Origin of the sequence: Streptomyces sp. HUAS YS2, from assembly GCF_033343995.1 — a bacterium.
Classification (GTDB): domain Bacteria; phylum Actinomycetota; class Actinomycetes; order Streptomycetales; family Streptomycetaceae; genus Streptomyces; species Streptomyces solicathayae.
The window spans coordinates 6,034,900-6,047,458 of record NZ_CP137573.1 but is presented as its reverse complement, the minus strand read 5'-3'; the positions used below and the strand labels follow the sequence as shown (position 1 = coordinate 6,047,458).

Genomic DNA, 12,559 nt, shown 5'->3' with positions numbered 1-12,559 from the left:
CGCGTGATCCGAAACGACGCACTCGACCGCCTTCCCGTCCGTCACGCCGTGCCCGAGCTGCTCAGCGCGCTCGAGGAGCGCGGCGCAGCGGTGCTGTACGCGCCTCCCGGCACCGGCAAGACCACGTTGGTGCCGCTCGCGCTCGCGGGTCTTATAGGGGACGGGCCGCGGCGGCGGGTTCTGGTGGCCGAGCCGCGCAGGATGGCGGTCCGGGCGGCGGCGCGGCGGATGGCCTGGCTGCTGGGTCAGGAGGTCGGCGAGGCGGTCGGCTTCTCGGTGCGCGGCGAGCGCCGGTCAGGTCCGGCGACGCGGGTCGAGGTGGTCACCACGGGCGTCCTGCTGCAACGGCTGCAGCGCGATCCGGAGCTCGCGGGTGTCGACGTGGCGCTGCTCGACGAGTGCCACGAGCGGCATCTGGACGCGGACACGGCGATGGCGTTCCTGGTGGACGTGCGGGCGACGCTCCGGCCGGAGCTGAAGCTGATCGCGGCCTCGGCGACGAGCGACGCGGAGGCGTGGGCGCAGCTCCTGACGGTGCTCGACGGCAGCGGGCCCGCGCCCGTCGTGCGGGCGACGGGCGTGGGGCACGGTTACGGGGTGCGGTTCGCCGCGCCGCCCGCGGGCATCAGGCCGGCGCACGGCACCTGGGTGGATCCGGCGCTGCTGCGCCATGTGGCGGCGACGGTCCGGCTGGCCCTTGCGACGCACGACGGCGACGTCCTCTGTTTCCTTCCTGGCACCGGCGAGATCGCGCGGACGGCGGGGCTGCTCGCGGACGTCGACGCGGAGGTCCTCCAGCTGCACGGCCGCGCGCCCGCGGCGGTGCAGGACGCGGTGCTGCGGGGAGCCGAGCCGGGCGGGCGGCGGCGGGTCGTGCTGTCGACCTCGGTGGCCGAGTCCAGCCTGACCGTGCCCGGGGTGCGGATCGTGGTGGACTCGGGGCTCGCCCGGGAGCCCCGCATGGACCACGCCCGGGGCCTCGGCTCGCTGGCGACGGTACCGGTGTCGGTCGCGGCGGCGACGCAGCGCTCGGGCCGTTCGGGGCGCGAGGCCCCCGGCACGGTGTACCGGTGCTGGGCGGAGGCGGCGGACGGCGCCCGGGCCCGGTTCCCCTCCCCCGAGATCGAGATCGCCGACCTCGCGGACTTCGCGCTGCGGGTGGCCTGCTGGGGCGATCCGACTGCGGACGGTCTGGCGCTCCTGGACGCGCCCCCGGCCGGCGCGATGGCGGCGGCCCGTTCGGTGCTGACGGCGATCGGCGCGGTGGACGCGGAGGGGCGGGCCACGCAGCGGGGCGTACGGATGTCCCGGCTCGGGCTGCATCCGCGGCTGGCCCGCGCCCTGCTGGACAGCGCGCCCGAGGTCGGGGCGCGGCGGGCGGCCGAGGTGGTGGCGCTGCTGAGCGAGGAGCCGCCGCGGGAGTACGGGGACGACCTGGCCGCCGCCTGGCGGGAGGCCCGGCGGGGCGGCGACGGGTACGGGGCGCGCTGGAAGGCGGAGGCCAGGCGGTTGGAGCGGGCGCTGGGCGAGGCGGGGGCGGGCGCGGGCGCCCGGCGGGTCGTCGGCGACGACGAGGCGGCCGGGCTGGTGACGGCACTGGCGTTCCCGGAGCGGGTGGCCAGGGCACGGGACCAGGGCGGGTTCCTCATGGTGTCGGGCAGCGGCGCGGAGCTCGCCGACGGCTCGCGGCTGCGGGCGTCCTCGTGGCTGGCGGTCGCGGTGGCGGACCGCACGGCGCGCAGTGCCACGGCCAGGGTGCGCCTCGCGGCGGTCGTCGACGAGGAGGCCGCGCGGGCGGCGGCGGGGCATCTGCTGTCCTCGGGCACGGAGGTGCACTGGGAGGACGGCGACGTGGTCGCCCGGTCCGTGGAGCGCCTGGGGGCGGTGGAGCTGACGGTACGGCCGCTGCGGGAGGGCGCCGACCCCGGGCTCGTACGGCAGGCGCTGCTCGAAGGGCTGGAGCGGGAGGGGCCCGGGCTGCTGGCGTGGAGCAGGGAGGCGACGGAGCTGCGGGAGCGGCTGGCGTTCCTGCACCGCGAGGTGGGCGTGCCGTGGCCGGACGTGTCGGACGCGGCGCTGCTCGCGCGGGTCGACGACTGGCTGGAACCGGAGCTGTCGAGGGCCCGGCGGCGGGCGGACCTGGGGCGCATCGCCGCGGGCGAGGCGCTGCGCCGGCTGCTGCCGTGGGCGACGGGTGAGGCGGCCCGCCTCGACGAGCTGGCGCCGGAGCGGATCGAGGTGCCGAGCGGTTCACGGATACGGGTGGACTACGCGGGCGAGCGGCCGGTGCTGGCGGTGAAGCTCCAGGAGATGTTCGGGCTGACGGAGACTCCGCGGGTGGCGGGGGTGCCGGTGCTGGTGCACCTGCTGTCCCCCGCCGGCCGGCCGGCGGCGGTGACCGCCGACCTGGCGTCGTTCTGGCGGGACGGGTACCGCGCGGTGCGGGCGGAGCTGCGCGGGCGCTATCCGAAGCACCCGTGGCCGGAGGACCCGACGACGGTGCGGGCGACCCGGTACACCAACGCGCGGCTCAGGAGGGAGTGAGGACGCGGGGGCGGCGTCCGCGGGCTTCCAGCCAGAGGGCGAGACCGAGGAGCAGCAGCGCCAGGACGGTGAAGCTCCAGGGCAGATAGGAGACCAGCATGAGCACCATCAGACGGTTGGACTTCACCATCTCGACGGTGGCGTCCAGATAGTCGTCGCGGATCTTCACGTGGCCGGAGAAGGCGGTCACCTTGGGCTTGCCCATCATCTTCTCGGCGTTGCGCATCTCCTCCTGGTGGACCTCCTCGGCGTTGACGGGCGCTCCGGTGACCGGCTCGACCCAGAACGACCGCTTGGTGCTGTACCAGCGGGTCATGCCGGTGCTGTTGACGATCTCGGGGGTGACGCCTTCGACGGGCATCTTCTTGGGCATGGCGACGCGGGTCCACGGGACGGTCTGCTCGAAGTAGTAGACCTCCAGGCCGCGGAAGGTGCGGGTGCCCTTGTAGTGGATGGGGGCGGCGGTGCGGGTCTGGGCGTCGAAGTACTGGTAGTCCCGCTTCTCGGTGAGGAAGGGGAACTTGAACTCGATGCCGGTGCGGCGGACGGCGTCGCCGTCGACCATCTCGCCGGTGGCGTTGACCGGGTCCTGGGTGTGGGCGTCGAAGATGTAGCGCTCCGGGATCTGGGAGACCATCTTGCCGTCGGGGCCCATCACGTAGGAGAGGGCGTCCCAGACGACGACGTCGCGGCCGGCGTCGCGTTCGATCCGCTTCGACTCCTCCACGTTGCCCTTGAGGGTCTGGACGATGGTGATCTTGTCGACCTTCTCGGCTTTGAGGGTGGAGTAGTTCAGCAGGGTCGCCGGCTTCACCTCCAGGACCATCTCCTGGTACTGGTTCGACGGGATCTTGGCCAGCCGCGGGAAGGCGTACCAGCGCAGGGTGGGGGCCATCGCGGCGAAGAACACGGCGAAGGCGAGAAGGACCAGGCTCGCTCGGCGGCGCATCGGTTCTCCCCCTACTTCTTGGGGCCGGGGTCGGCCGTGAGCAGGGGTCTGGGTGAGGTCGACCCTTCGGGCGGCAACTCCACCACCGCGACGAGCAGGACGAAGAGGAGGACAGGAGCCAGTCCGATGGCGACGGCGACGAGGGCGCGCAAGTCGACCTCCCGGTACTCGATCTGATGCGGCGTCAGGTGGGCTGGGGCACCGTAGCAACGTGGCCGCGAGATGAGAACACGTTGCGCCCCTCCGTCCGGTGTGGACGGAGGGGCGCGAGGGAGAAGGGAGGCGCGGCGCGGCCTGGTCAGGGGGTGGCCGTCGGCTCCGGGGTGTCCGACGGGGTTTCCGAGGGCGTCTCGGACGGCGTCCCGGTCGGGGTCTCGGAGGGTGTACCCGACGGCGTCTCGGCCGGCGCCGGGGCGGTGACCTCGAGTTCGATGGTCAGGGTCGCGCCGCCAGTGGCGGTCAGGCGCAGCAGGAACGTGCCGGTCTCGCCGTCCGCGTAGATCTTGGGCAGGGTGAGCAGGCCGTTCGCGTCGGTCTTCAGCGCCGCGAGGGTGCGGATCGGCTTGCCCTCGGCGTCCTTGAAGTACGGGCCCTTGTCGTTGGCCTTCGGGTCCTCCGCCGAGGTGATCATGGTGGCGGTGAGGGCGACGCCGGAGGCGGCGGCGCCGTCGAGCGTGGCCTTGACCTGGACCGCGTCCGCGAACTCGGTGCCGGTGGTGGCCTTGAGGTCCTCGTCGGCGGTGCGGGCGAGCGCGTCGGCGCGGCGGGCGGTGACGGTGGCCTCGTACTGGACGGCGGCGAGGCTGCGGCCGACGACCGTGACCTTGACGGTGAACGTGCCGGTCTTCTCTCCGGCCCGCAGGGCCGGTGCGACGGCGGTGCCGTTGGCCGCGGTCTTCAGGGTGGCCGAGGTGGCGCCGCCGACGAAGCGGGTGTCGGTGTCGCCCACCAGCTCGAACTTCAGGGAGAGTCCGGCGACCGGCTTGCCCGCCGAGTCCAGCGCGAGAACCGAGGGGCGCGCGGTGAACAGCGCGCCGGCGGGCGCGGTGAGCGCGTCGGTGCCGTTGTCCTTGATACGGGCCACGGAGCCCGACGGCGAGGGGGTCGGGGTCGGCGTCGGCGTCGGGACCGGCGGCTTGGGAGTCGGGGGCGGCGTCGGGGTCGGGGTGGGCGTGGGGGTCGGCGTCGGCTGCGGGTCCGGGGTGTCGCTGCGGTCGTTGGGCAGCGTGCCCGTGCCGTCCGGGACCTGGTGGGTGCCGCGCTTGTAGTACTCGAACCAGGAGAGCACCGTGTGCAGGTACTCCGTCGACCGGTTGTAGCTGAGGATCGCGCGGTCGAGGTCCGCCTTCACCGCGAGGTCGCGGTCGGCGGCGCAGAGGTAGAGACCGGCGGCCTGGGCGGCGTCGTAGATGTTGTTCGGGTCCTTGCGGCCGTCGCCGTTGGCGTCCCGGCCCCAGGTCGCCCAGGTGGACGGGATGAACTGCATCGGACCGACGGCCCGGTCGTGGACGGCGTCGCCGTCGTACGCGCCGTCGTCGGTGTCGGAGATGTTCGCGAAGCCGACGCCGTTGAGGACGGGGCCCAGGATCGGCGAGAGCGTGGTGCCGTTGGCGTCCACGCGGCCGCCGCGCGCCTGGCCGGACTCGACCTTGCCGATGCCGGCGAGCAGCTGCCAGGGAAGGTTGCAGCCCGGGTCACTGGACCGCAGCGCCGCCTCGGCCTGTTTGTAGGCCGCGAGGACGGTCGCGGGTATGCCCGCCTCGGCGGGGCCGGTGACGACCGGCAGATCTATGGAAGTGCCGGGCGCGTTGGGCACGTTGAGCGGCGGCAGATCGGTGTAGTACGGGGAGTCGCCGGTGGCGGAGCCGCCCGGCGGCGTGGTGCTGTCGCCGGCACCGAGGGACGTGTCCCCGCCCGTCGTGTCCGAGGGCGGCGGGATCGCGCCGGGCCCCTGCGAGGCGGAGAGCGCGGCCACGGCGGCGGCGGCGATCGCCGTGCTCGTGGCGCCCTTACGGAGCCGGCGGCCGAATTGCGCTGCCATAGGTGTGGGTCCCCTCCCCGTCGACTCGCGCTCCCCGCGCGTGGACTCAGGCGACCCTACGGCAACTCCGCGCCGCGGAACACCGGCACTTGACCGGTTTTCACTCTTTCGTCACCTTGCTGACGCCCGCTATCCGGAACCGGTGTGTCGCAGAACCGTCGCGCATACTGGGCGTCGCCGCCGGGACCGCCCGGAAGCGACGAAACGGGGGGCCCGTACATGCCGTTCACGCTCAGCCATGCCGCCGCGGTGCTGCCGGGGATCCGGCGGGACGGGTCGGGGCGCGGGCCGCTACTGCCGTCGGCTCTCGTGGCGGGGTCGTTCGCGCCGGACATGACGTACTACGCGGCGAGCGTGTTCCCGGCGGCGATGCCGTTCGGCGACGTCACGCACGCGCTGTGGGGCGTCGTGACGGTCGACGTGGCGATCACGGCGGCGTTGGTGGGCTTGTGGCTGATGGTCCGTGAGCCGATGGTGGCGCTGGCGCCGGAGCGGTGGCGGGGGCGGGTGCTCGGCTTCGTACGGGGCGGGGGCGCCGGGGGGCGTTCGGCACCGGCACTCCGGTGGTTCGTCCCCTCGGCGGTGATCGGCGCCGCGACGCACGTGGTCTGGGACTCGTTCACGCACCTGGACCGGTGGGGGACGCGGGCGATCCCGGTGCTCGGGGACGTGGTGGCCGGGTTCCCGGTGTACACGTACCTGCAGTACGGGGGGTCGGCGGTGGCGCTGGCGGTGCTGGCGTGGTTCGTCGGCACGGGGCTGCGGAGCGTGCGGCCGGTGGCGTCGGACGTGCCGGCCCTGACCCGCCGGGGCCGGTGGGCGGCATGGTCGCTGCTGGGCGCTTGCGTGGCGGTGGGTGTGGTGCACCGGTGCGTGCGGTGGTACGCGTACTGGGGCGGGATCGAGACGCCGCTCGACATCGTCCCGACGGCCTGCTTCGGCGCGGGGGCGGGGCTGGCGGCGGGGCTGGTCCTGTACGGCGCGGGGGCGCGGTGGGTGTGGCGCCGGGGCGACGCCCGTGAGGACGCCCAGTCGACGACCCCCCACGAACCCGAACCCGCGGCCCCGTCACAACGGGTGTGACTCCCCCACCCCGCCCCTTCCCGAAACCCTGCCGGGGGCTGGTGAGTTGCTGAGCGAGTGGGGCCGGGGCCCACACCCGCGGGGAGCGGCAGCTCCGCGCCGCAAAAGAAACACGGGCCCCAGGCCCCACACCCCGCGGAGCGGCAGCTTCGCGCCGCGAGACAGGCACGGGGCCCAGGCCCCGCACCCCGCCGGAACGGCCGCTCCGCGCCCCACGCGACGGCCCGGCACGCCGTCGGCGACGGCTTCGCGTCGCACTTGCTGACCCGAACACCATCGCGGCAGCTTCCGCACCGCCCGGGCCGCAGGCCCCCACCCGCCGGAACGAGGAACCCACATCGCGCGCGACTGCCCCTCGCGCGATCCTCGGCAGCACGGCCCGGCACGCCGTCGGCGACGGCTTCGCGTCGCACTGCTGACCCGAACGCCGTGGCGGCAGCTTCGCGCCGCCCGGGGCCGCAGGCCCCCACCCGCCGGAACGGCGACCCCACATCGCGCGTGACTGCCCCTCGCAGCATCCGCGGCAGCTTCGCGCCGCGCGGGGCCGCAGGCCCCCATCCAACGGAACGGCGGCACCGCATCGCGCGTAACTGCCTCGCGCGCCCACCCGCGGCGGCTTCGCGCCGCAACGCGACGTGGTGGGGCGCGCCCCACCCCGCCGCGTCCCGCCCCGCCGCGCCCCCGTTCTCGGCGGGGGCGCGGTGGGGTGGAGGGGTGGAGGGGTGGAGGGGTCAGTGGGCGGCAGAGTCCCAGTTGGGGCCTACGCCTACCGAGACGTCCAGGGGGGCTCGGAGGGTGACCGCGTTGGACATCTTGTCGCGGAGCAGGGCTTCGACCGTGTCTCGTTCGCCGGGGGCGAGTTCGAGGACGATTTCGTCGTGGACCTGGAGGAGCATGCGGGAGGTCAGGTTCGCTTCCCGCAGGGCGCGGTCGACGTCGAGCATGGCGACCTTCACGATGTCCGCCGCCGTGCCCTGGATCGGCGCGTTCAGTGCCATCCGCTCCGCGGCCTCGCGGCGCTGGCGGTTGTCGCTGTTGAGGTCCGGGAGGTAGCGGCGGCGGCCCAGCATCGTCTCCGTGTAGCCCGTCGCCCGCGCCTCGTCGACGACGCGGCGCAGGTAGTCGCGGACGCCGCCGAAGCGCTCGAAGTACGTGTCCATCAGGGCACGTGCCTCGCCCGCCTCGATGTTCAGCTGCTGCGAGAGGCCGAACGCGGAGAGCCCGTACGCCAGGCCGTACGACATCGCCTTGATCTTGCGCCGCATCTCCGCGTCGACCGCGGACCGCTCGACGCCGAACACCTGCGAGGCGACGGTGGTGTGCAGGTCCTCGCCGGAGGCGAACGCCTCGATGAGGCCCTCGTCCTCCGACAGGTGGGCCATGACCCGCAGTTCGATCTGGCTGTAGTCCGCGGTCATCAGGGCCTCGAAGCCCTCGCCGACCACGAAGCCGTGCCGGATCGCGCGGCCCTCGTCCGTCCGTACCGGCACGTTCTGCAGGTTCGGGTCGGTGGAGGACAGCCGGCCCGTCGCGGCGACGGTCTGGCTGAAGGTGGTGTGGATGCGGCCGTCCGCCGCGACCGTCTTGATCAGGCCTTCCACCGTCGAGCGGAGGCGCGCCTGCTCGCGGTGGCGCAGCATGATCACCGGCAGTTCGTGCTCGGTCTGGCCGGCCAGCCACGCCAGCGCGTCCGCGTCCGTCGTGTAGCCGGTCTTGGTCTTCTTCGTCTTCGGCAGGTTCAGCTCACCGAAGAACACCTCCTGCAGCTGCTTCGGGGAGCCCAGGTTGAACTCGTGCCCCACCGAGGCGTGGGCCTCCTTGACCGCCTGCTGCACCGCACCGGCGAACTGCTGCTCCATCGCCTCCAGGTGGTCCCGGTCGGCCGCGATGCCGTTCCGCTCCAGCCGGGCGAGCAGCGCCGACGTCGGCAGTTCGACCTCGTGCAGCAGCTCCCGCGCGCCGACCTCGCCGAGCTTCTCCTCGAACGCGGCTCCGAGGTCCAGGATCGCCCGGGCCTGCGACATCAGGGCCTCCGCCTCGGCGGTGTCGTCCGCGCCGAAGGCGAGCTGCCCGTCCGACGCGGCCGCCGGGGCGAGCTCACGGCCCAGGTACTCGACGGAGAGCGCGTCCAGTGCGAAGGACCGGCGGCCGGGCTTGACCAGGTACGCCGCCAGCGCGGTGTCCATGGTGACGCCCGCGACCGACCAGCCGTGCTCGGGGAAGACCCGCATCGCGCCCTTGGCGTTGTGCAGGACCTTCGGCCGCTCCGGGTCGGAGATCCACGCGGCGAACGCCCGCTCGTCGGCCTCGTCGAGCTCGCTCGGGTCGAACCAGGCGGCGGCGCCGCCGGCCGAGGCGAGCGCGATCTCGCTGACGCTGCCGGTGCCCAGCGCCCAGCTGTCGACGCTGGCCAGGCCGAGCGGCTCCGCGCCGTGCTCGGCGAGCCACGGCGCCACCTCGCCGGAGCCGAGGACCGTGAAGTCCAGCTCGACGCCCGCGGCCGGCGCGGGGGCGGCCTCCTCGGCCGCGCCCGGGTCGACGGCGAGCAGCCGCTCCCGCAGCGACGGGTTACGGATCTCCAGCGTGTCCAGGACGAGCGCGACGGCCGTGCGGTCGTACGGGGCGCGCTCCAGGTCCGCCACGGTCTTGGTGAGCTCGACGTCCCGGACCATCTCTGTCAGGACGCGGTTGAGCTTGACCGCCTCCAGGTGGTCCCTGAAGTTCTGCCCGGCCTTGCCCTTGACCTCGTCGGCCCGCTCGACCAGCTCGGCGAACGACCCGAACTGGTTGATCCACTTCGCCGCCGTCTTCTCGCCGACGCCGGGGATGCCGGGCAGGTTGTCCGACGGGTCGCCGCGCAGCGCCGCGAAGTCGGGGTACTGCTGCGGGGTGAGCCCGTACTTCTCCTCGACCTTCTCCGGCGTGAACCGGGTCAGCTCGGAGACGCCCTTCGTCGGGTACAGCACCGTCACGTTGTCCGTGATCAGCTGGAAGGAGTCCCGGTCGCCGGTCACGATCAGGACCTCGAAGCCCTGGGCCTCGGCCTGCGTGGCCAGCGTCGCGATGACGTCGTCGGCCTCGAAGCCGTCGACCGCGAACCGCGGCGCGTGCATCGCGTCCAGCAGCTCGCCGATCAGCTCGACCTGCCCCTTGAACTCGTCGGGGGTCTTGGAGCGGTTCGCCTTGTACTCGGGGAACTCCGTCGAGCGCCACGTCTTGCGGGACACGTCGAACGCCACCGCGAAGTGCGTGGGCGCCTCGTCGCGGAGCGTGTTCGCCAGCATCGAGGCGAACCCGTAGATGGCATTCGTCGGCTGCCCGGTCGCGGTGGTGAAGTTCTCCGCGGGCAGTGCGAAGAACGCCCGGTACGCCAGGGAGTGTCCGTCCATGAGGAGCAGGCGCGGGCGGGTCTCTTCGGTCTTCTCGGTCTTCTTCGATGCTGTCTCGGCCACGGAGCGATCCTCCCACGGACCACTGACAATCCTGTTCCGCGGACCACTGCCGTTCCCGCTCCGCGACCACCGGGCTCCGCGCCGTCGGCGGGGCGTGACAGGATCGAAGACGTACGCCACAGGTCGACCGCTCAAAGGAGAGCGCGATGGTCAGCAAGCCGCCCGCAGGCGACCCGGTCCAGGACGCGCCGCAGGTCACCCCGCCGCAGCACGCCGCCGCCGGTCTGCCCGCCATCGGTCACACCCTGCGGATCGCGCAGCAGCAGATGGGCGTGAGCCGGACCGCGCGGACGCTGCTCAAGGTCAACCAGAAGGACGGCTTCGACTGCCCAGGCTGCGCCTGGCCCGAGGAGGACAAGCGGCATGTGGCGGAGTTCTGCGAGAACGGGGCGAAGGCCGTCGCCGAGGAGGCGACACTCCGCCGGGTGACCCCGGACTTCTTCGCCGCGCACCCGCTGAGCGACCTGGCCACCCGCAGCGGCTACTGGCTCGGCCAGCAGGGCCGGATCACGCAGCCGATGTATCTGCCCGAGGGCGCGGACCGGTACGAGGCGATCAGCTGGGAGCGGGCGTTCGCGATCCTCGGGGAGGAGCTGCGCGCCCTCGCCTCGCCCGACGAGGCGCTCTTCTACACCTCGGGCCGCACCAGCAACGAGGCGGCGTTCCTGCTCCAGCTCTTCGCCCGCGAGTTCGGCACGAACAACCTGCCGGACTGCTCCAACATGTGCCACGAGTCGTCCGGCTCGGCGCTGACCGAGACGATCGGCATCGGCAAGGGCAGCGTCTCCCTGGAGGACCTGCACCGGGCCGACCTGATCGTCGTCGCCGGACAGAACCCGGGCACGAACCACCCGCGGATGCTCTCCGCCCTGGAGAAGGCCAAGGCCGCCGGCGCGAAGATCATCTCGGTTAACCCGCTGCCGGAAGCCGGTCTGGAGCGGTTCAAGAACCCGCAGACCCCGCAGGGCATGCTCAAGGGCGCCGCGCTCACCGACCTCTTCCTGCAGATCCGCATCGGCGGCGACCAGGCCCTGTTCCGGCTGCTCAACAAGCTGGTCCTGGAGACGGACGGCGCCGTCGACGAGGCGTTCGTACGGGAGCACACGCACGGGTACGCGGAGTTCGCCGCGGCCGCCCGGGCCGCCGACTGGGACGAGACCCTGGCCGCGACCGGGCTGACCCGCGCCCAGATCGAGCGGGCGCTGGAGATGGTGCTCGCCTCGGAGCGGACCATCGTCTGCTGGGCGATGGGCCTCACCCAGCACAAGCACTCCGTGCCGACCATCCGCGAGGTGGTCAACTTCCTGCTGCTGCGCGGCAACATCGGCCGGCCCGGGGCCGGGGTGTGCCCGGTGCGCGGCCACTCCAACGTGCAGGGCGACCGCACGATGGGCATCTTCGAACGGCCGGCGCCCGCGTTCCTCGACGCGCTGGACAAGGAGTTCGGCATCGTCTCGCCGCGCCACCACGGCTTCGACGTGGTGCGCTCCATCCAGGCGCTGCGGGACGGCGAGGCGAAGGTGTTCTTCGCGATGGGCGGCAACTTCGTCGGCGCCACGCCGGACACCGAGGTCACGGAGGCGGCGATGCGCCGCGCCCGGCTCACCGTCCACGTGTCGACGAAGCTGAACCGCTCGCACGCGGTGACCGGCGCCCGCGCCCTGATCCTGCCGACGCTCGGCCGCACCGACAAGGACGTGCAGCAGAGCGGGCGGCAGTTCGTGACGGTCGAGGACTCGATGGGGCTGGTGCACGCCTCGCGGGGCAACCTGCCTCCGGCGAGCCCGCACCTGCTCTCCGAGCCGGCGATCGTGGCCCGGATGGCACGGGCGACCCTCGGGGACGGCTCGGCGACGCCGTGGGAGGCGTTCGAGCGGGACTACGCCACGATCCGTGACCGGATCGCCCGCGTGGTGCCGGGTTTCGATGACTTCAACGCACGCCTCGCGGCGGACCCGGGCGGCTTCGCGCTGCCGCACGCGCCGCGCGACGAGCGCCGCTTCCCGACCGCCACCGGCAAGGCCAACTTCACCGCCGCGCCGGTCGAGTACCCGCGGGTCCCGGAGGGCCGGCTGCTGCTGCAGACGCTGCGCTCGCACGACCAGTACAACACCACGATCTACGGCCTCGACGACCGCTACCGCGGCATCAAGGGCGGCCGCCGAATCGTCCTGGTCAACCCCGAGGACGCGGCGGCGCTGGGCCTGGCCGACGGCGCGTACACGGACCTGGTCGGCGAGTGGACGGACGGCACCGAGCGCCGGGCGCCCGGCTTCCGGGTGGTGCACTACCCGACGGCCCGGGGCTGCGCGGCCGCGTACTACCCGGAGACGAACGTGCTGGTGCCCCTGGAGTCCACGGCGGACATCAGCAACACCCCCGCGAGCAAGTCCGTGATCGTCCGTCTGGAACAATCACAGCCCGCCTAAGCGTTTGCTCAGGCGTTGCGCCACACTGAGACGACGAGCGACGACGTACGACCGCGTGCGA

General features: G+C 73.3%; 7 protein-coding genes. 3 read left to right on the top strand and 4 right to left on the bottom strand.

Annotated elements, in window-relative coordinates:
• Positions 1 to 3 precede the first annotated feature (3 nt).
• Entirely contained in the window at positions 4 to 2,544 is a 2,541-nt protein-coding gene (gene hrpB, locus R2D22_RS27990) for an ATP-dependent helicase HrpB (protein WP_318107463.1), read from the top strand.
• On the opposite strand, the gene pgfA is transcribed toward hrpB, so the two are convergent.
• The 3 genes from pgfA to R2D22_RS27975 all read right to left on the bottom strand — a co-directional run bounded on the left by pgfA (position 2,531) and on the right by R2D22_RS27975 (position 5,534).
• Positions 2,531 to 3,493 carry a cell envelope lipid trafficking protein PgfA gene (gene pgfA, locus R2D22_RS27985; RefSeq protein WP_318107462.1) on the bottom strand — a complete coding sequence of 321 codons (963 nt, stop codon included), beginning with the start codon at positions 3,491 to 3,493 and terminating at the stop codon, positions 2,531 to 2,533. The genes hrpB and pgfA overlap by 14 nt on opposite strands.
• A gap of 11 nt (positions 3,494 to 3,504) precedes the next feature.
• Positions 3,505 to 3,645, bottom strand: coding sequence for an SPW_0924 family protein (locus R2D22_RS27980; RefSeq protein WP_318107461.1), 141 nt, complete (start codon positions 3,643 to 3,645; stop codon positions 3,505 to 3,507).
• Between the two features lie 146 nt (positions 3,646 to 3,791).
• Positions 3,792 to 5,534 (bottom strand): lytic transglycosylase domain-containing protein, encoded by a 1,743-nt coding sequence (locus R2D22_RS27975; protein ID WP_318107460.1) that lies wholly within the window; start codon positions 5,532 to 5,534, stop codon positions 3,792 to 3,794.
• Positions 5,535 to 5,753: 219 nt separating this feature from the next.
• On the opposite strand from R2D22_RS27975, the gene R2D22_RS27970 reads away from it, so the two are divergent.
• Positions 5,754 to 6,617 (top strand): DUF4184 family protein, encoded by an 864-nt coding sequence (locus R2D22_RS27970; RefSeq protein WP_318107459.1) that lies wholly within the window; start codon positions 5,754 to 5,756, stop codon positions 6,615 to 6,617.
• Positions 6,618 to 7,348: 731 nt separating this feature from the next.
• On the opposite strand, the gene polA is transcribed toward R2D22_RS27970, so the two are convergent.
• Entirely contained in the window at positions 7,349 to 10,069 is a 2,721-nt protein-coding gene (gene polA, locus R2D22_RS27965) for a DNA polymerase I (protein ID WP_318107458.1), read from the bottom strand.
• Positions 10,070 to 10,215: 146 nt separating this feature from the next.
• On the opposite strand from polA, the gene R2D22_RS27960 reads away from it, so the two are divergent.
• The gene (locus R2D22_RS27960; protein ID WP_318107457.1) at positions 10,216 to 12,498 is read left to right on the top strand and encodes an FdhF/YdeP family oxidoreductase; all 2,283 of its coding nucleotides are present in this window, start codon (positions 10,216 to 10,218) and stop codon (positions 12,496 to 12,498) included.
• Positions 12,499 to 12,559 lie beyond the last annotated feature (61 nt).

What these genes read in the sequence shown, in the direction of transcription:
- pgfA (WP_318107462.1), bottom strand. Translation starts at nt 3,493, where the DNA reads ATGCGCCGCCGAGCGAGCCTGGTCCTTCTCGCCTTCGCCGTGTTCTTC.
- R2D22_RS27975 (WP_318107460.1), bottom strand. Translation starts at nt 5,534, where the DNA reads ATGGCAGCGCAATTCGGCCGCCGGCTCCGTAAGGGCGCCACGAGCACG.
- R2D22_RS27970 (WP_318107459.1), top strand. Translation starts at nt 5,754, where the DNA reads ATGCCGTTCACGCTCAGCCATGCCGCCGCGGTGCTGCCGGGGATCCGG.
- R2D22_RS27960 (WP_318107457.1), top strand. Translation starts at nt 10,216, where the DNA reads ATGGTCAGCAAGCCGCCCGCAGGCGACCCGGTCCAGGACGCGCCGCAG.